This window comes from Rossellomorea sp. LjRoot5 (genome assembly GCF_964253455.1).
Taxonomy (GTDB): domain Bacteria; phylum Bacillota; class Bacilli; order Bacillales; family Bacillaceae_B; genus Rossellomorea.
Genome location: NZ_CAXUQN020000001.1, coordinates 66,207 through 84,468, shown reverse-complemented (window position 1 = coordinate 84,468; position 18,262 = coordinate 66,207). Strand labels below are relative to the sequence as shown.

16 protein-coding genes and 5 tRNA genes are annotated in these 18,262 nt (G+C 42.5%); 2 read left to right on the top strand and 19 right to left on the bottom strand.

Features of this window, described 5'->3' with window-relative positions:
* Nucleotides 1-72: 72 nt before the first annotated feature.
* Nucleotides 73-1,263: an MFS transporter gene (locus ACSQ2E_RS00435; RefSeq protein ID WP_435988861.1), complete on the top strand. Its 1,191-nt coding sequence runs from the start codon at nucleotides 73-75 to the stop codon at nucleotides 1,261-1,263.
* A 320-nt stretch (nucleotides 1,264-1,583) separates the two neighbouring features.
* Here the strand turns inward: ACSQ2E_RS00435 and yiaA are convergent, their stop codons facing one another.
* Nucleotides 1,584-2,054 carry an inner membrane protein YiaA gene (gene yiaA / locus ACSQ2E_RS00430; RefSeq protein ID WP_435988860.1) on the bottom strand — a complete coding sequence of 157 codons (471 nt, stop codon included), beginning with the start codon at nucleotides 2,052-2,054 and terminating at the stop codon, nucleotides 1,584-1,586.
* A gap of 332 nt (nucleotides 2,055-2,386) precedes the next feature.
* Here yiaA and ACSQ2E_RS00425 point away from each other — a divergent pair, with 332 nt between their 5' ends.
* A complete protein-coding gene (locus ACSQ2E_RS00425) occupies nucleotides 2,387-3,382 on the top strand; it encodes a tRNA dihydrouridine synthase (RefSeq protein ID WP_435988859.1) in 996 nt (331 codons plus the stop codon).
* Between the two features lie 104 nt (nucleotides 3,383-3,486).
* Here the strand turns inward: ACSQ2E_RS00425 and ACSQ2E_RS00420 are convergent, their stop codons facing one another.
* The 18 genes from ACSQ2E_RS00420 to ACSQ2E_RS00335 form a co-directional block, all read right to left on the bottom strand.
* Entirely contained in the window at nucleotides 3,487-4,467 is a 981-nt protein-coding gene (locus tag ACSQ2E_RS00420) for a Gfo/Idh/MocA family protein (protein ID WP_435988858.1), read from the bottom strand.
* A 65-nt stretch (nucleotides 4,468-4,532) separates the two neighbouring features.
* Nucleotides 4,533-5,012, bottom strand: coding sequence for a 23S rRNA (pseudouridine(1915)-N(3))-methyltransferase RlmH (rlmH, locus tag ACSQ2E_RS00415; RefSeq protein ID WP_435988857.1), 480 nt, complete (start codon nucleotides 5,010-5,012; stop codon nucleotides 4,533-4,535).
* Between the two features lie 94 nt (nucleotides 5,013-5,106).
* A complete protein-coding gene (locus ACSQ2E_RS00410) occupies nucleotides 5,107-5,265 on the bottom strand; it encodes a CxxH/CxxC protein (RefSeq protein ID WP_336200735.1) in 159 nt (52 codons plus the stop codon).
* A 120-nt stretch (nucleotides 5,266-5,385) separates the two neighbouring features.
* Entirely contained in the window at nucleotides 5,386-6,630 is a 1,245-nt protein-coding gene (locus tag ACSQ2E_RS00405; RefSeq protein ID WP_435988856.1) for a S1C family serine protease, read from the bottom strand.
* 264 nt (nucleotides 6,631-6,894) lie between these two features.
* Nucleotides 6,895-7,689 (bottom strand): MBL fold metallo-hydrolase, encoded by a 795-nt coding sequence (locus ACSQ2E_RS00400; protein WP_206857680.1) that lies wholly within the window; start codon nucleotides 7,687-7,689, stop codon nucleotides 6,895-6,897.
* Nucleotides 7,690-7,694: 5 nt separating this feature from the next.
* A complete protein-coding gene (locus ACSQ2E_RS00395) occupies nucleotides 7,695-8,501 on the bottom strand; it encodes a two-component system regulatory protein YycI (RefSeq protein WP_435988855.1) in 807 nt (268 codons plus the stop codon).
* Between the two features lie 3 nt (nucleotides 8,502-8,504).
* A complete protein-coding gene (locus tag ACSQ2E_RS00390) occupies nucleotides 8,505-9,824 on the bottom strand; it encodes a YycH family regulatory protein (protein ID WP_435988854.1) in 1,320 nt (439 codons plus the stop codon).
* Nucleotides 9,821-11,647, bottom strand: coding sequence for a cell wall metabolism sensor histidine kinase WalK (gene walK, locus ACSQ2E_RS00385; protein WP_435988853.1), 1,827 nt, complete (start codon nucleotides 11,645-11,647; stop codon nucleotides 9,821-9,823). Before walK ends, ACSQ2E_RS00390 begins: the two co-directional genes overlap by 4 nt.
* 6 nt (nucleotides 11,648-11,653) lie before the next feature.
* Nucleotides 11,654-12,361, bottom strand: coding sequence for a response regulator YycF (gene yycF / locus ACSQ2E_RS00380; protein WP_060674576.1), 708 nt, complete (start codon nucleotides 12,359-12,361; stop codon nucleotides 11,654-11,656).
* Between the two features lie 216 nt (nucleotides 12,362-12,577).
* On the bottom strand, nucleotides 12,578-14,062 hold the full coding sequence (locus tag ACSQ2E_RS00375) for a peptidoglycan DD-metalloendopeptidase family protein (protein ID WP_435988852.1): 1,485 nt from the start codon (nucleotides 14,060-14,062) through the stop codon (nucleotides 12,578-12,580).
* Nucleotides 14,063-14,416: 354 nt separating this feature from the next.
* Nucleotides 14,417-14,489: transfer RNA gene (locus ACSQ2E_RS00370), tRNA-Phe, on the bottom strand.
* A gap of 159 nt (nucleotides 14,490-14,648) precedes the next feature.
* A tRNA-Asp gene (locus ACSQ2E_RS00365) sits at nucleotides 14,649-14,725 on the bottom strand.
* A gap of 146 nt (nucleotides 14,726-14,871) precedes the next feature.
* Nucleotides 14,872-14,945, bottom strand: a tRNA-Met gene (locus tag ACSQ2E_RS00360).
* A 72-nt stretch (nucleotides 14,946-15,017) separates the two neighbouring features.
* Nucleotides 15,018-15,092 (bottom strand) — tRNA-Glu (locus ACSQ2E_RS00355).
* Nucleotides 15,093-15,101: 9 nt separating this feature from the next.
* Nucleotides 15,102-15,177: transfer RNA gene (locus ACSQ2E_RS00350), tRNA-Lys, on the bottom strand.
* Nucleotides 15,178-15,352: 175 nt separating this feature from the next.
* Nucleotides 15,353-16,318 (bottom strand): nuclease-related domain-containing protein, encoded by a 966-nt coding sequence (locus ACSQ2E_RS00345; protein WP_435988851.1) that lies wholly within the window; start codon nucleotides 16,316-16,318, stop codon nucleotides 15,353-15,355.
* 273 nt (nucleotides 16,319-16,591) lie between these two features.
* Entirely contained in the window at nucleotides 16,592-17,005 is a 414-nt protein-coding gene (locus ACSQ2E_RS00340; RefSeq protein WP_435988850.1) for a DUF350 domain-containing protein, read from the bottom strand.
* Nucleotides 17,006-17,020: 15 nt separating this feature from the next.
* Nucleotides 17,021-18,262 carry a glutathionylspermidine synthase family protein gene (locus ACSQ2E_RS00335; protein WP_435988849.1) on the bottom strand — a complete coding sequence of 414 codons (1,242 nt, stop codon included), beginning with the start codon at nucleotides 18,260-18,262 and terminating at the stop codon, nucleotides 17,021-17,023.

Here is an 18,262-nt window from a genome sequence, read left to right as displayed (position 1 = left end):
TTTATGGTATGATGGTTAAATTGTTTGCCCACTCTATCCTATATGGATATTCAACTTAGAAAAGAGGTACGTATGAAAGAAACGGTATTATCTAAACAACATTGGTTCCTTATTTTTACTCTTACGTTATTAACATTTGTTCTCGGGACAAGCGAATTTGTCATCGTCGGAATTTTAACGGAGATTTCCTCAAGTCTTCATATAACAAATGCAAAGGCAGGCACGCTTGTTTCAGCGTTTGCGATTACCTTTGCCATCGCCACACCCATTGTCATGTCGGCAACTAGTCATTTTCCAAAGAGGAAATGGATGTTGTGTTTGATCGGGTCGTTCATCGTTTTGAATGCTTTGTGCGTGATTTCCACAAGCTACGTCATGCTTATGGCTCTTCGGATGCTGACAGCGATTGTGACAGGAGTGTTGATTTCCCTTGCCATGACGATCGCCAGTGAGGCCATTCCCGTCACAAAAAGAGGCGTCGCCATCTCATTCGTGTTCGGCGGGTTTACCTTGGCAAACGTCATCGGAGTTCCCATCGGCACGGTCATTGCCGAATGGTACAACTGGCATGCTACGTTCCTTTTGACGACGTTATTAGGTGTCGTTGCCTTTTTGGCATCGTTCATGAATTTGCCAAGTAAGCTCAGTCAATACCGCAGTTCCATGCGTGATCAGTTCTCCTTATTGACTCATCCAAGGATCCTGATGGCTTTCTTCATTCCATCCCTTGGCTTCGGTGCAACTTATGCAGTATTTACGTATCTTGTCCCGATTCTGAACAAGATGGGAGCACCAGGCAGCTCCATCAGCTTGATCCTGTTCGCTTACGGCTTCATCTCAATATTCAGCAACATCCTTGCAGGGAAGATTGCCAGTCACAATGCCATCGGACGCCTCCGATTCGTGTTTCTTATCCAGGCATTTGTCCTGTTTGCCCTGTACTTTACGACCGATCATTTTATCATCGGATTGATCAACATCGGATTAATGTCCTTAATGGCCATCCTCCTTACCACATCGACTCAGCTTTACCTGATCGACCTTGCCGGTGTGTATCAGCCTAAAGCGACTGGCCTCGCCGCTTCCCTGATGCCGGTTGCAAGCAATGTCGGCATCGCCATGGGCTCGGCACTCGGTGGCCTTGTCTACCACCAGGGACCGTTGATGAATGTGACCCTCGTCGGCGGAGTGGTTGCAATTTGTGCGAGTCTGCTTACTTTCTTCAGTTATCGGTTGGATCAGAAGCAGATAAGTGCAGCATAACGTTTAAAAAGAAGTATCCAGAACGTAAAATGGTTCTTGGATACTTCTTTTTTTAACTGGGTTTACTGTGAGGCAAGCTTTATTATGGGAAGAATCATGTGGAAAATGATCTGGATCGTGCGAAAATTTCGATTTACGTGCGGAGAAAAAGTTTTTCATGCGGGATTTCAACTAATTATGCGAATCTCAGAATATTCGTGCCACCATGTCGAATTTTCTTTATTCAGCAGCAAACCAGTCCACTCTCTATCTCAAACCCTGGTTTTGAAATACGCTTTATGAATAGCAAAGGGCGGCACTGAAAGCAGTACCGCCACTCATTAGTCTCTATCTCTTGCCACCTGGGTGTCCCGGATGTTTTTCTGAATCGTGATGGCCGCAAATAGACTAAGAACAAACGACATTCCATAAAATCCTTTTTCGCTTAGGATGATACTTCCGGCGTTGTAGAGTCCGATGGTCATCAGGGATACGGCTACAATGACGGCGAACCAGCTGAGCCCATAATAGATGCCCGAAACAGGAATATCCTCTTCCTTGTCCCTTACAGCTTTTTGCAGGGATACAGCTGAATAGAGCCCGAATACCAATACCGCAAAGTAATACCCCTTCTCATTGAGTTCCATTCCGGCATTGAACAAGCCAATCAGATAAGCGGAAACACCTATCACCAAAGCTGCCCAACTTGCCCCTTTAAAGGCAGACGTCGGTTCCCCTTCTTTTCTTTCCATCTTGATCTTCGGTTTCTTTTCATCGCTCTTCATTAACGGATTTTCATTAAAATCAGACATTGGCGGCTCCCCTTTACTTTCGCAGGTCGATACACTGCTTCTGTAAACAATTATAGCAATTTTTTACAGATTGTGTTCGGTATTATGAAATAAATTCTTCCATATTCAAAGTACTGATCACCTTATTAATCTATTCAAGATTTGGTTCATTTTTCTTCAATAATAAGTATTTCCCTCCTAACAAGACGACGCGTCCCCTTGCACTTTTTGTCCAATACCATTAAAGTATATACTGGTTGGAATCCATCCTAACCAGGAATGGATAACAGTAAAGCATCTTACTTTTTAATTTTGGGAATACGCTTCCCTAAAGGAAAGGGTTTAAATAGAGTATGAAAGAAAATTTCTGGCATGAGTTGCCTAAGCCATTTTTTGTTCTGGCACCGATGGAAGCTGTGACCGATGTCGTTTTTCGTCATGTGGTGAGTGAAGCGGCGAGACCTGACGTGTTTTTTACAGAGTTTACGAATACAGAAAGCTATTGTCACCCGAAAGGAAAAGACAGCGTCCGCGGACGTCTGACGTTCACGGAAGACGAACAGCCGATTGTCGCCCACATCTGGGGGGATAAGCCTGAATACTTCCGTGAAACGAGTATCGGTGTGGCTAAAATGGGCTTTCGCGGAATCGACATCAATATGGGGTGTCCGGTGCACAATGTCGCAGCGAATGGAAAAGGATCCGGCCTGATCCGCCGACCTGATGTCGCAGCTGAAATCATCCAGGCAGCCAAAGCAGGAGGACTTCCCGTCAGTGTGAAGACACGACTTGGTTACACCAAGGTGGAGGAGTGGCAAGACTGGCTGAAGCACTTATTGGAACAGGACATTGTCAATCTTTCCATCCACCTACGTACGAAAAAGGAAATGAGTGACGTTGATGCTCACTGGGAGCTGATTCCTGAAATCAAGAAGCTTCGGGACGAAATCGCCCCTCATACATTACTGACGATCAACGGAGACATCCCTGACCGAGAGAAGGGACTTGAACTTGCGGAGAAATACGGTGTAGACGGCATTATGATCGGACGTGGGATTTTCCACAATCCGTTCGCTTTCGAAAAGGAGAAGAAAGACCATACGAGTGGGGAACTGCTCGATCTCTTGCGTCTGCAGCTCGATCTTCATGATAAGTACTCAGAAGAACTTGAGCCGCGCCAATTCAAACCGCTTCGCCGCTTCTTTAAAATATACGTACGTGGATTCCGGGGAGCAAGTGAGCTGAGAAATCGCCTGATGGAATCAGAGACCTCCGATGAAGTTCGTGCTCTTTTAGATGAATATGCGGATGCAGTGAAAGATGCGGAAGGCTTTTCTGTTTCTAAGTAAATAATAATAGTAGTAAAAAAGAGAGAGGAGCGAAAATGCTCTTCTCTCTTTTTTAGGATAGCCATACTGGTAGTCGATGTTTTATAGGAGGAATCAGGTACTTTCTACTTCCCTACTATCTTATCCATCACCCAGTTGGTTCGTGCACCAGAGTCTCCAGTACTGGGACAGGAAACGCCACTCCCGGTCAGCTCCTTCACGATTGTTTCTACAAGCGGCTGATGGACATGAAGCGGCCGTTCAAAACTCCATTGCTCTTTTCCTTCAACTGTCGTCAGCGTGATTGGATCATCGCCAAAAGTGGAAAAGCTGATCTTCCCTTTGCTGCCGACAATTTCATTCTTATCCACATTTTCAAAAGCCGTGAAGCACCAGGTTCCGACGCCTTGTACGCCCGATGTGAAACGATATGTACCAGTCACAATATCTTCCGCCTTGTAAAATCTCCCTTGATTGGAAGCGAAACCTTTTGCTTCTTGAATCGGTCCGAGTAGAAAATCAAGTATATCAAGGGTATGGCTGGCCAAATCGAAGAACAACCCACCTCCTGCTATTTCAGGCTGAACACGCCAAGGTAATTGATCTGAATCTTTCACGTCTTCTCCTGCTGTTTGATACTGGGTCGAGGTGACAAAACGAACGTCTCCAATCGCGTTCTGATCAAGCAATTCTTTTATCTTCAAAAAGCGTTCCTGAGCCCGGCGGTAGTATGCTACATACAAAGGAACACCAGCCTCCTTACAAGCAGCCACCATCTCATTACATTCCTCGAAGGTACGCGCCATCGGCTTCTCCACATAAACCGGTTTCCCGGCAGCCGCTGCCATCAGCGTATATTCCTTATGTGAACCTGGAGGAGTGGCGATATAAACTGCATCCACATCAGGATCGTTAATCAAGGCATCAGCCTCGTCGTACCATTTCGCTACTCCATGTCTTTCAGCATAATCCTTCGCCAGTTCACCCGTCCTCCGCATGACTGCCACAAGCTCTGAGTTTCGTACCTTTTGAAAAGCAGGGCCACTTTTCTTTTCTGTTACATCGCCGCAGCCGATTATTCCCCAGCGGACTTTTTCATATTGCATGGGTGGACCCCTCCTCAAATGTCATTCTTCATAAATACCTTACGTCACTTTATCGTTTTTCCGGACTATTTGTGGTACGGTTCCCCCCGATTAATCCGAAACGCCCGATAGATCTGCTCCACCAAAATCAGTCTCATCAATTGATGGGGGAAAGTCATTTTCGAAAACGAAAGGGTTTCATTGGATCTCTTGATCACTTCATCACTCAGTCCCAATGATCCGCCAATTACAAACGCCACTTTGCTTTTACCGTACGTTGCAAGCTTGTCCAGGTTATCGGCGAGATCTTCTGAAGAACGCATTTTCCCTTGAAGGGCAAGGGCAATGACATGATGATCGGATGAGATCTTCGCTAAGATCCGTTCACCTTCTTTATTCTTCACCTGCTCCATTTCAGAGTCACTGAGTACTTCAGGGGCCTTTTCATCTGCCAGCTCGACAATATCAATCTTTGCGTACGCACGAAGACGCTTCACATATTCATCGATTCCCTGCTTTAAATATTTTTCTTTCAATTTACCAACCGTTACTATTGTGATGTTCACTATCCACACTCGCTTTACAAACAATTTACAAACACGTTATCCACAGAAATTATCCACATATCCACAAGACTAATCCTCATATAGTATGAGAATATTAGTTCGCCACTATATATACGGCATTATTCCCACAATATTCACAGGTTGTGGATAACTTCTTGTCTTCAGAAAGCTCTGTTAGTTGAGGCGCTACCTCATGTTCATCGACGACAATATCCATGGCTAATTCCACATGCTCCAAGCAGCAGAAAATCATGTCGTTTCCTCCTAACCATTCTTCAAAATGTAGTTTATATACTTATCCACAATCATCATATCATGTAAAGAAAAAGCAGGAAAGGGCGCACCGCCTTCCTGCTTTTCATTTATCCACATATTATAATCGGGACTCATCCGTCAATTTCATCGTGACTTTTTTCTTCTTACCATCTCTATAGAAAGTGACTTTCATTTGATCGTTCACTTCTTTTTTATTATAAAGATGCTTCCGCAAGTCGATCACATTCTCTATCTTTTCACCATCAAGTTCTGTGATGACATCAAGCTCCTGTAAACCAGCTTGAGCAGCAGGTGAATTTGGAACGGTTTGTCTGATCATCACACCATAGTTGATATCTTTCGGCAGCTTCAAGGTCTCCTGCTGGTGATAGGCAGAAATCTGATTGACGTCTTCCAGTGTCACGCCCATAGCGGGACGCTTGACCTCTCCGTACTGCTCAAGGTCTTCGATGATCGGCTCGGCATAGTTGATCGGGATGGCGAGTCCGATTCCTTCCACCGCTTCCTGGGCGATCTTCATGGAGTTGATGCCGACCAGCTGTCCGGAAATATTGATAAGGGCTCCACCGCTGTTACCCGGGTTGATGGCTGCATCCGTTTGCAGGACCTCTGCGTTCCAATCCTCCATACCATCCTGATTGATGTCGACAGGAATCGTTCTCTCTACACCTGAAACGACACCCTGCGTCACGGAACCAGAGAATTGAAGTCCAAGGGGGTTCCCGATAGCGATGACAGGTTCACCCGCTTTCAGCTCATCAGAATTTCCAAACTCGGCAATATCATCATTCTTTATTTTACTTCCATCGATTTCAATGACGGCAAGGTCTGTCCAAACATCAGTGCCACGGAGTTTAGCAGGAACCTTTGTACCGTCAGCGAGGGTGACTTCCAATTGATCTGCCCCTTCAACCACGTGATTATTCGTCACGATATAGACTGTTTTTCCTTCTTTTTTATACATAACCCCTGATCCCGTTCCTGCCTGCTGGTCCTGGGTCTGACCACCACCCTGACCCCAGAAGCTCTGGGATTGGATATTCGTGATTCCTACCACGGAGTCCCCGGTCTTTTCAACGGCTTTTGTCACATCCGTCGTCACATTGACAGACACATTCTTGGTGGTTCCATTATGATACGTCTGATCTGTTTCTTTCAAATCCTGATCCGGTTGGACCGAATAAGGTAATATATCAAAGTTCGTCAGCTGAGGAATGGCCACGATTACGAGGACCGCCCCAAGGACCACTCCCAAAAGCCCCGCCAGGAACATTCCTCCCCGATTTCCCTTTTGCCTGACGTTCCTGCCTTCTGAATTATGATCACCGTCATAATATCCCATGTATCTTCATCCTTTCTACCAGCTATTCCTTTAGTTATTTTATCTTTACAAGCCCGATTATAGTCAGATTAAATTAAAAAATGATGAAAAGATGGTAAGAAATTTATTAGGTTACTATTTATGTAAGGTTGTTAACATTGTTGTTTTTACGAAGCGATTAGTGATTGGGTGCTTACTTTCCGCGGAGATATACAAAAAGGCGAAGACAGAAGCCCTCACCTTTTTCATACCTTTAACAGAAAAATCATAAACATTTGAATTGGTTTAAATCGCAACTAAAGGTGTTGGTACTTTAGGGTCCGTATCAAATAAATCGATTTGTTCTCCTACCATGATTCCTTGTGATTCGAGTGTTTGGGTGACACTCATTCTTGCGAGATCTTTCATATTGTTATCAAGGCTTAGATGAGCCAGGTAAATACCCTTGGTGTTATCACCCATCACTTCACTCATGGCAATGGCCGCATCTTCATTGGATACATGGCCGTAATCACTGAGGATCCGACGTTTGATATTCCATGGGTAACGGCACATCCTGAGCATCCCTACATCGTGATTGCTTTCAAATACATAGGCGTCGGCATTCGAGATGATCCCTTTCATCCGATCGCTTACATACCCCGTATCGGTGACAAGAACAAGCTTCTTATCCCCATGATGGAAAATATAAAACATCGGTTCGGCAGCATCATGTGATACCCCGAACGACTCAATGCTTAATCCCCCAAAATGCTTGGCCGTTTCCATATCAAAAGAAAACTTCTGCTCTGTATCAATCTTCCCCACCAGACCGTCCATGGCGTTCCACGTCTTATCGTTCGCATAGATCGGCAGCTTGTACTTCCTCGCCAATACACCGATCCCCTTAATGTGATCACTATGCTCATGAGTGACCAGAATCCCCGACAAATCTTCAATCTTTCGGTCGATCTGACTGAACAATCCTTCCATCTGCTTGCCACTCAATCCGGCATCGACAAGAAAGGAATGTTCCTCCGATTCAACAAATATCGCATTTCCCGTACTGCCGCTTGCAAGTACACTAAAATGCATCGTCATATCTCTCACTCCAATGTTTCTTTTTCCGGTTTGGTGATCTCTACGATCTGTGCTTCCACTGCATTGATAAATAAATCTTCATTCTTCCCATCTTTTTCAACAATGAAATGCCAGGTTGGTGCCAATACTTGATAATCATCAAGTTCGAGGGTTGAATAACCCAGGCTTGGGACATCGATGATTTCACTACCATTGTCAATTTCATTGTTTTCCACTAAGAACCTTAGTGCATCAAAAGGAGTTACCAGCTGTTTTTTTCCGGTGGATTCCTCCAGGTTTTCCAACAATGTTTGTTTGTATGAGACAATTTCCCTATCTGTATTTAAATAGAGAATCAACTTCCCGTTTGTATTATTAAAGATTTTCCGGTCTTTGTACGTCTGGAAATAGATGAGGGTCTGATCTTCCTTATTATATTTCCAAAAACTGTAATGCTCTCCACTGATGATTTCATCTTTTAAAAATCCCTTCAATTCTGCCGGAGAAAATTTTTCACTAATGGGAAAAGGTTCCTTCAAAGTTGAATTGATTGTACTCTCATTTACAGCATTGACTTCCTGAGCAGTTAGCTTTTCGAGGTCTTTTTCACTGAATTTTTTTTTGCTGGCACTGATAATCGCATCTTTTACAGGCTCTTTTGACAGTTTGGGCGGATACTGTATATTAGCCGCTTTTAACGTTTCTTCAAAGGAAGTCTGTTCTAAAGTGGCTGGATTACTCGCCCTGATTTTATTCATGAATATAGTCAGGAGAAATATATCCAGAACCAGAAAGACGATAATGAAAATGCTCTTTGTTTTACTCCAATCCATCTTTTAGAATCCCTCCAATTCTTCCAGTGGGACCCTTATCCAATTTCCACTAAACTTGTAGTACCAGGAAGGCTCAAATATTAAGAATTTCCTATTGGATTCATTGGTATCCCTGGTCATCTTATATCCAACGACAATGTCCTCAATCTCTTCCAATTCTTTCGGGCTATTCTTCTTCAACGCATACAGTACAGAGGCACCAGAAGGGAGCTGCACATCTCTGATCGCGTTTTTCGAAACCATATCCAATGTAAAGTACGACCGTTCATACTTGCTGATGGAATTACTTCCCCATTCTTGGGTGAGTTCAGCCATATTATTCTCATTAAAAACCGGATGGTTCTCCATAAATAGTCTGTACACAATCTTATTTTCTACAGAACTGATGGAATAAAAATGATAGTCATCCGTCCATCCCCCGTGATCATTGACAAATTCCATGCTTTTCTGAAATAGAGTAGCAGGAGGCATGGAGGCATCGTTTTCGACAGATAAATTTATATACGAAAGAGTACTATATTCGTCATACGTCTTCATTACGCTCGGTATATTAATAAAGGTATTCTTTGTTACTTCAACATTATTCGGATCGCTGAATAGGGCTTTCTTAAAATCTTCTAATGATAATGTATCAGCATAAAACCGATAGCTTTTATACTCTTTGGGTAATCTGGGTAGAAAAATATTTTTCTTTGAGTTCAAGGGCTGCTCAATATACTCATCATAAGAAGCAACCTGTTTCAAGAAATTTTTCTCGAATTTTTGTAAGCTTTCCGCATTGACGCGGCATTCATAAAAATACTTCTTCCCGGAATCAAGGGATGCAAAATAAATCGTCCCTGTATCGGAGTTTACTGTATTCAAATCGATTACAATACGGTCGAATGAAGCAGTGGGAATGTTTTTATCTTCAAAATGAATGACGCGGCTATAAACAGATAGAGGCACAGTATCAGGAAAAACAATCTCAACTTTCTGTGCACCCTGAATAATAGATCTCATCTCATCTTTAGAATATTGATTTGAGTAATCTTTCAAATCAAACAGCGTCCAACCACTCAACCCTTTTATCACACTGTTCATTTCCTTACCATCCAGTGTTCCTACGGTTTTGTTAGCAGAATGATAAAAAAGTTGATACGGTTTGATCAACACCTTCGCAAGGTTTGTTTGCTCAATCTTTTCTCCAACAGAAACATCAAAGGCTTCGTTACTATCTATCGTGTCATACCCGGGTTGATACGTCCAAAGGTTAAAGGTTAGAAAAATGCTTAGGCACACTAGTAAGGTTAAGACTATCGATTTTATTTTTTCGTATTTCATGACCATTCATCCTCTTGTTCGACTTCATATGGGAGGGTAAAGATGATGGTAGTCCCTTTCCCTTCCGTGCTGGTCGCCCACACATCCCCACCGTGTGCTGAAATCATTTCTTTTGCGATCGCAAGACCGAGACCTGTACCACCCATTTGCCTTGTCCTGGCTTTATCAACACGGTAGAAACGTTCAAAGATTTTTTCTAAGTTTTCCTTAGGAATACCTAACCCTTGATCCGATACGCTGATTTCAATGTAGCCGTCTTTTTCTTTTACTTTGAACGTAATCGTTCCACCCTCAGGGGAATATTTCAATGCGTTGGAAATGATATTATCTAAAACCTGAGTGATTTTATCCTGATCCAATTCTACGAACAATGCCTTCTCCGGTAAAAACCGTTGAAAGGTTACATTTATATTTTTGGTCATTTCAAATCGGTCGATGATTTTATGGAAAAAGAGAATAAAGTCAACCCAATCTTTATTAAATCGATAGTCTTTGCTATCCATTTTAGAAAGCTGCAAGAGATCATTGACCAGCCTGATCATTCTCTCGGTTTCATTTTGAGTGACATCCAGGAATTGAGGGGCTATACTTTCGTCCTGCCATGCACCTTCAGCAAGAGCCTCTAAGTAACTTCTCATCGTCGTAAGCGGCGTTCTGAGCTCATGGGATACATTGGCTACAAATTCCCTTCGCTCCAGATCAATCTTCTCCTGTTCCGTAATATCATGTAAAACAGCGATCAGACCGTTTACAAACCCGGTTTCTTTTTGAATAATAGAGAAATTAGCCCTCAGGACATATGGTTTATCCTTTGTGCTGTAGTCTAAAATGATGGACTCCTGTTCATTGGACAGGTCATCAAACGTATATCCTTCTTCCAGCCCCAATAGTGAAACGATGGGTTGGGAAACGACTGTTTCACGTGAAACATTCAGCATACTTGCTGCAGGGTCGTTGATAAGGATGACCCTTCCCTTTCGATCGGTGGCGATGACTCCATCCGTCATATAAGAGAGGACGGATGAAAGCTTTCTTCGCTCTCCTTCTGTCGTTGCCTGAGCTTCCTGGAGGCGCTTTGTCAGATTATTAAACGTGATGGCAAGCTGACCGATCTCATCATATCCATAAACTTTAACTTTTCTAGAAAAATTCCCTTTCGCCATAGCCAGTGCCTGTTTTCGCATATCTGAAATCGGCCTGGTGACGGTTTGAGCCAATAAAACTCCCAGAATAGCCGTTATGAACAGGGCAATCAGGGTACCGTTGGTAAAGATTTTATTTATATCATTCATTTGGTCGTAGACCCTCTCAATTTCACCAACGATATAAATGGCACCAATCACTTCATTGTTTGATTCAATCGGTTTCGCATGCACCCAAATGCGGTCATGTGTTTGATTATCAACATACGTGTTTTCAGAAGTAACACCCAGTGCAAGTACCCTTTTAACATCTTTATCCGAGGTCACCCTGTTAACAAGCTTCTGGTTATTCGGATCGGAAGTACCGATTATCCGCTTTCGATTATCGATCACCCTGATTTCAGCGATGTCTGAATTCTTGCTGCTGTCTTCTAATATTCTTCTAATGTCCTCTTCCTGGGTGGGATCATCATCCTCACGTTCTTTCACCATTTCTTCCTTAATCGTATACTCTAATAATTCTACTCGGTTCGTAATGGAAGACTGAAAGTTCTCCACCAACTTCTGCTCAAGTTCCCGCACAAAATAAACCCCGATGATTTGCATGGCGAGCAGGATGAGCAGGACGTAGATCAGAACAAATTTCAAATGAATCGAACGGGTTAAGCCAACTTTCTTCATTACATATTACTCCTGTTCAGGATTTCGTAAGTAATAACCTACTCCTCTACGTGTTACGATCCAGGTAGGGTGACTCGGGTTATCTTCAATTTTCTCGCGAAGACGTCTGACAGTAACATCGACTGTACGTACATCCCCGTAGTAATCATAACCCCAAACAGTTTGAAGTAAATGCTCACGGGTCATGACTTGTCCGATATGCTTTGCTAAGTAATGAAGTAGCTCGAACTCACGGTGCGTCAATTCGATTGTTTCTCCACGTTTTGAAACAACGTAGGCATCCGGATGGATCGTTAAGGATCCGACGGTTATTTCATTATTTTCATCCTCGACAGCTTGCTGCGCACCGTGCTGATGACGTCGCAGGTTGGCTTTCACCCTGGCAATCAATTCACGTGTACTGAATGGTTTGGTCACATAATCATCCGCCCCAAGCTCCAGTCCCAATACTTTATCAATTTCAGAGTCCTTCGCTGTCAGCATGATGATCGGCATTTCATACTTCTTCCTGATTTCACGGCACACTTCCATTCCATCACGATTCGGAAGCATGATATCAAGAAGGACAAGATCCGGTTTAATTTCTTCCGCCATCTTCACCGCTTCATCGCCATCATATGCACAATGAACCTCATATCCTTCTTTCTTTAAATTAAACTGTAATATATCTGCAATTGGTTTCTCATCGTCAACGACTAATATTTTCTTTTCCATATCAATTGATCTCCTTTAGAAAAAAGTAATGTATCATATAAAGTTGTGATTAGTATAAGATTCTTCCTTTAAATTTATCACTTTCTTCATATTAATTCATCTTTAACTCTATCATACCCTTTATTTCAATGCTTGTTGACTATAATCTAAATATAACAAAGGGGACTGACAAATAAAATGATTGTGTCAGTCCCTTGCTTGATTACCTCTATATAATTACAGTACATCCAATGGATTAATCAATGATCCATTTTTGAATATTTCGATGTGAAGATGAACGCCTGTTGCTTCCCCGGTTTCTCCCATGATCCCGAGTTTTTGCCCTCTTTCAACCGTTTGGCCGGCAGACACAGAGATCGAGTCTAAATGAGCATAAAGAGTTCTATATCCATTTCCATGATCGATGATGACCTTATTTCCATAACCGCCATCGTCCCAGCCTGCTGATACGACTCTTCCGTTATCAACGGATTTGATGGTACGGTCACTTGGACGGGCGATGTCGATACCTTTATGCATTTTCCCCCATCTTTGTCCTTGCTTGGAAGAAATATAACCGCCATTCGTCGGCCATGCAAAACTTCCCGATCCCCTTGAAGGAACGGCTTTCGTTCCTTTAATCACGATATATTTCACTGGATCTTTTAATTTCTTTTCTTCTTTTACATTTTTAGCGGTTTGAGAACCATTTACCTCCGTCGTTTCAAAAGTAATGGATTTCTCACCATCCTGACCTTCTTGTTTTACTTTCGTATCGCCCTTATTCATAGAAGAGTCTTCTTCTACTTCTTTATCATAAGGAATCTTTTCAATCTTATTTGCTTCCTTCTTAACAAGTACGTGAACAAGCGGCTCGTATACAGTAACGTTTAACTCTGTACCGACCTTCAACGCGTCGTCTTCTTTCATACCTTCGTTCAACTTAAGTAAAGTACCGGTCGTCAATTGATGATCTTCGGCAATCGTACTTAGGGAATCGCCTTCTTGCACCTGGTATTTCTTCTCTTCTAACGCACCTTTTTCAAGAAAATCAGCCGCTTCTTCAGGAGACATCATTTCTTCCGGTCTCACCTGCGCCTTTTTAACGTCTATATTCTCTTTGAAAGAAACTTCTAATAAACGAGTTTCATTTTCTTTTAAAGCGGGTAATGAAGTAGTTGAAGAGTCATTTTTCCTTGCCTCTAATTCAGCCAGCTCTTCTTCAGAAACATAGTTAAGCTTAAAGGCTTTTAACGCTTCTTCAGCGGCCTGTTCGTCTTTCACATAAGCAACCGGCTTATTATCGACAACCAAAGCAAATGCATTTGCTTCGATTGCTACAGATTGATTTAAGCTCTCAATGACTTGCTGATTATTTGTTTTGGAAGCTTCAAATACATTCTCAGGTATGTATGTAACTTCATGATCAAAATCAACTTGGTAATCACTGTATTCCTTCTGAGCCTTCTCAAGCTTCTCCTCTAATACCGCCTTTACTTCGTCCTGACTTGTAACGGCACCTACATACTCACTACCCATATACACATGATAGATGGTTTGCAAATCTTCTTCAGACCCCGTAGCCGCAGCAGAAGAAAAGGTTAAAGTGGTAAGAGCGAGTGTTGTAATCCCTACTCTCTTCACTAATTGACTTGATCTATGTCGAATATTAAATTTTTTGTATTTTTCTAAAATGGGTGATAACTTCTCTACAAAACTCATTGACTTGCCTCCTATAAACTAAAGCAAAAATCCCAGTTAACGGTAGTTCATTATGCCTAATTTAGTCGAATTCTTTGAAATTACTACTTTACTAATTTACCATAATTCGACGAAATCCGGGACGCAGAATCATGATTGTAATATAACTGTATAATTTGTCTGAAAATATTTCTTAGTCTTTTGGACGATGATCCGCGTCATAATGGGAATGATATGGGTCTAAGGATTGATTTTTGAATGAAATAGGGTTGGTAGAAATTAGAGGATTTTTGTTGTTTTATGTTACATGAATATTACAGAGCATAATAAAAAAGTACTACGAGAGGCAAAGTCGTCGCAGTACTTTTTGTGTGATGGCTCAGGACGGAATCGAACCGCCGACACATGGATTTTCAGTCCATTGCTCTACCAACTGAGCTACTGAGCCAAATAGTTTTCGGCTTCCGCTAAGCTTCGAATCTCTTCGTCAGCTCACTCAGTCACATCCTCACGTATATAAAATACGCTCTGGTGTTCCTTCGATCGCTTCCTCGACCTTCTCGCTTATCGAAACCCTTTTCCATTCTATGACTATCAAATATAAAAATGGCGGTCCGGACGGGACTCGAACCCGCGACCTCCTGCGTGACAGGCAGGCATTCTAACCAACTGAACTACCGGACCAGAGTTTTTTGACGATAGTCAAAATAACATTCATTACTTTGCGCCAGCAAAATAAGTTTCAATATTCTGCGATAGCGAAAATAACTATCCATACTTGACTCATCGCGAATTATCAATTTCAAATTCATAAACAAATCAAAATGGTATTGCGGGGACAGGATTTGAACCTGCGACCTTCGGGTTATGAGCCCGACGAGCTACCGAACTGCTCCACCCCGCGACGATAAGAAATGGTAAGTTACAAATAATTAAGGAAGATTTTTCACTCCGCTTATGCTTCGCAAAAAAACTTTGGTGACCCATACGGGATTCGAACCCGTGTTACCGCCGTGAAAGGGCGGTGTCTTAACCGCTTGACCAATGGGCCGTAGAAAAATGGTGAGCCATGAAGGATTCGAACCTTCGACCCTCTGATTAAAAGTCAGATGCTCTACCAACTGAGCTAATGGCTCTCTAAGTTTATATAAACACGAATCGAAGGCTTGATCAAAGCCTCTTTCGTGACAACGAAATTAATAATATCACAGTATGATTGTCGAGGGCAACAGTTTTTTTGGTTTTTTTGTCGAAAATTATTTCTCGGGGAATAATTTGGTTGAAACGTTGGTTTTGGAGTGATTTCCTAATCTACTTTTCCTTAAACGGTAATGTGTGGACTTTCCCCTTTCCTTTACCACGAGATTCTACACAGACGGAATTTAATATTCTTGTTGCAAGGGAAGGTGAAGAAATCATTATAAAATCTTTTAGTTGCCGCCCAGTTATTTCATTACCAAAAAGAAGATCATAATGCTCAAGAGTCTTAAGGTGAGCTGATTTTGATTTTGATTTGCAGGTAGGACAGTACCAATAACCGTGTACTCTATCTATGGGGAGATAACCACATATTTCACATACCACTCCATTTATAATATCTTCTCTGGATATATGATATTGGTTTAATACTGAGGGATTCAAGGGAGTATCTAGTTTTTTTATTTGCTTAATCATTCTTCTAATATCTTTATCTAATAAAATGGGTTTTTGATATTTATCATTCAATTGAGATATTTTTTGGGGGAGCAAAGCAGCGTGAATGACCTGCTGACTGACATTCTTATCATTAGAGCGGATAATTGTCTGAGGATTACTTATAACGATGAGTGTACGAATGGGAATAGGAAGGAAGTGATGCTCATGTAACCATAATCTGAATTGTGATTCCTGCCTTCCTGTCTGGATGATGGGATCGGGTAATGCAATCTCTAGACCGTTCTTCTTCTGTATGATTTGATTAAAGATGGAATCGAACTCTATTGATCCGGCAATGTTTTTCACTTCTAAAATAAGTGCAAAGCTGCTTGTTAATAGTAATGTGTCAATCTGGAAATAGCGACCGTTTATTAGGAGACGTAGGTCATGCAAAATGTAGAAGGATTTAGTGGGGAGGAGGCTTAGATAATAGTCGATGGATTTCTCTCCGTTATAACCAGCTAGACTTTTTGAAAGGTTTTCTTTGATAAATTTTGTTTTGGGATGGTTCTCCGAAATACGAAGTAGCAGGACCTGCAGTTTTTGAATTTTAATCGGAAAAGGACGCTCTTTGCTGATCATTTCATCACTCCAATACTGATTTTTATTATTTATTCTCCTTTTCTTAAGAAAATCCTGCTCTCTCTGTAAATATTTTACTCTATACCGGTTCAACAAGGTTTTATTTTCAAAACCTCAATGTTTATTTTTAAAACCAGGATTATATTATCAAAAACCCCACTTTTATTTTCAAAACCGAAAATATATTATCAAAAGTGAATTCCACTTGAATTCCACCCCAAAAAAAGACCCGCCACCAGAGCCATATAACCGCTCCAACAGCAGATCCCACAATCAATATGTCAAACTAGCCGCCACAACCAATCCGACGACGATCGCGGCGGAGAATAGGCTGAATCCGATGGCGATGTTTCCTTCTTCCACTTTCTTGGCTAAGTTCGTACGCGGGGTGAGGACGTACTCGATAATCCAGTAGGCGATGACCTGGGTCACGATTCCAATCAGGCCCCAGATGAACGCGTCAAGCAGGTTCAGGCTGTTCGCCCAGACGGTGTAGATGACGATCGCGAGTCCGATGGCTTTCCCCCATAACTTCAGTGCTACGGCGATGTTTCCTTCTTTGATTAACTTCGCTTCTGAGAACTTGGTGGTGAAGGCGAACACGGTGATTCCGAGGAGCATTAGTCCAAGGCCGGTACCGACATGGGCAAGAAAGCTGAGTAGGGCGTCACTAGTTATGATTTGCATATGTTTCTCTCCTTTTTATTTCTCCCGTATCCCTACAGGCAGAAAGTATGATTCGTTATCGGTGATGGCATTTCCGGCTCGGATGCCTATGGCGCCGGGGTTGCCGTTGATGATGAAGCTTCCAACCATCAGGCTTGCTTCCTTTTCCCCTCCATCGGTTGTGATTACTGAGACAGGCAGGGGGCAGAACTTTTGATAGACAGGGAGGGTTTGTTTATAGGTTTCATTCTTATCCTCCAACAGGACCTTCCCTGTCGCTTCCAAAATCTTGACCGTATCTCCTTCGCGGCCGAATGCAGGTTTCTGTACGTAGGTCATCCCGCTTTCTTTGAAGGGCTCGGGGTCCAGGTAGGTTGGAAGGAAGTAGCGTTCGATCCACTGATGTTCTTCTTCGGTAAAAAAGGGACTCCCCTCTTCATGCAGACCCCATATGAGCGCCTGCACCCCTTTTGATTGCAATAAAAATGCGGAGGGAGGGTTCAAGATTGCTAGCTTTTTATCCAAGACCAATTGCATAAGGTCCAGACCTACTTTTTCTTCGGTCAATGGATCTTGATCATCGACGAGATGCTCGACGGGATAGGTTTGCCGGTATAGGACATCGATCCGCTCTCCGGCGGGAGTATATAGTCCATCATCCCGAATGTGCAGCTGATCCAGACTGACATATTCTGAAGGGACCCCGGAAAGCGTCTGGATATACTTCGTCGTCAAGTAATCTTCTTCGTGATCGGCATGAGAAGTGAAGACGATTTTTGCGTCTCCTTTTCGGCCAAGGGACTTCCAGGAAGATAAGAGACCCCGTTTCAACTCTTTGGTTAATTGCTCTTCCATTCCCGCGTTCGGGTTCATACAATTAAAATACTGACATACCTTTCCGTTCACGTAATTGAGTTCCTTTATGAATGTGGGAGTATCACTATTAAATTCTAATAGTTTCATTTCTCCTTCTGAAACGACAAAATCGAATCTCCCGATGAGACATTCTTGCGGGATGGATTTATATTTTATATAAGAAATGGATTCCTCGGGATATCCGAGCTCGAGGAGGGTATCGTCTTCTAATTCCCGAAGCAGATCGGCTGTCTTATCAAAGATGGCGTACACGCGGCTTGTCGCTTCGTGAATCCCCAAAACCGCTTCACGTGACTTCATATGAATATCCAGTAAGGCATATTCCAAGTCATATAAATTGTGCCAGAACTCCGGAATTCTGTTGTAAAAGTCATTTCTTTTTTCACGATGAGAGGTAGTCAT

What these genes read in the sequence shown, in the direction of transcription:
- ACSQ2E_RS00435 (WP_435988861.1), top strand. Translation starts at nt 73, where the DNA reads ATGAAAGAAACGGTATTATCTAAACAACATTGGTTCCTTATTTTTACT.
- yiaA (WP_435988860.1), bottom strand. Translation starts at nt 2,054, where the DNA reads ATGTCTGATTTTAATGAAAATCCGTTAATGAAGAGCGATGAAAAGAAA.
- ACSQ2E_RS00425 (WP_435988859.1), top strand. Translation starts at nt 2,387, where the DNA reads ATGAAAGAAAATTTCTGGCATGAGTTGCCTAAGCCATTTTTTGTTCTG.
- ACSQ2E_RS00420 (WP_435988858.1), bottom strand. Translation starts at nt 4,467, where the DNA reads ATGCAATATGAAAAAGTCCGCTGGGGAATAATCGGCTGCGGCGATGTA.
- ACSQ2E_RS00410 (WP_336200735.1), bottom strand. Translation starts at nt 5,265, where the DNA reads ATGATTTTCTGCTGCTTGGAGCATGTGGAATTAGCCATGGATATTGTC.
- ACSQ2E_RS00405 (WP_435988856.1), bottom strand. Translation starts at nt 6,630, where the DNA reads ATGGGATATTATGACGGTGATCATAATTCAGAAGGCAGGAACGTCAGG.
- ACSQ2E_RS00400 (WP_206857680.1), bottom strand. Translation starts at nt 7,689, where the DNA reads ATGACGATGCATTTTAGTGTACTTGCAAGCGGCAGTACGGGAAATGCG.
- ACSQ2E_RS00395 (WP_435988855.1), bottom strand. Translation starts at nt 8,501, where the DNA reads ATGGATTGGAGTAAAACAAAGAGCATTTTCATTATCGTCTTTCTGGTT.
- ACSQ2E_RS00390 (WP_435988854.1), bottom strand. Translation starts at nt 9,824, where the DNA reads ATGAAATACGAAAAAATAAAATCGATAGTCTTAACCTTACTAGTGTGC.
- walK (WP_435988853.1), bottom strand. Translation starts at nt 11,647, where the DNA reads ATGAAGAAAGTTGGCTTAACCCGTTCGATTCATTTGAAATTTGTTCTG.
- yycF (WP_060674576.1), bottom strand. Translation starts at nt 12,361, where the DNA reads ATGGAAAAGAAAATATTAGTCGTTGACGATGAGAAACCAATTGCAGAT.
- ACSQ2E_RS00375 (WP_435988852.1), bottom strand. Translation starts at nt 14,062, where the DNA reads ATGAGTTTTGTAGAGAAGTTATCACCCATTTTAGAAAAATACAAAAAA.
- ACSQ2E_RS00345 (WP_435988851.1), bottom strand. Translation starts at nt 16,318, where the DNA reads ATGATCAGCAAAGAGCGTCCTTTTCCGATTAAAATTCAAAAACTGCAG.
- ACSQ2E_RS00340 (WP_435988850.1), bottom strand. Translation starts at nt 17,005, where the DNA reads ATGCAAATCATAACTAGTGACGCCCTACTCAGCTTTCTTGCCCATGTC.
- ACSQ2E_RS00335 (WP_435988849.1), bottom strand. Translation starts at nt 18,262, where the DNA reads ATGACTACCTCTCATCGTGAAAAAAGAAATGACTTTTACAACAGAATT.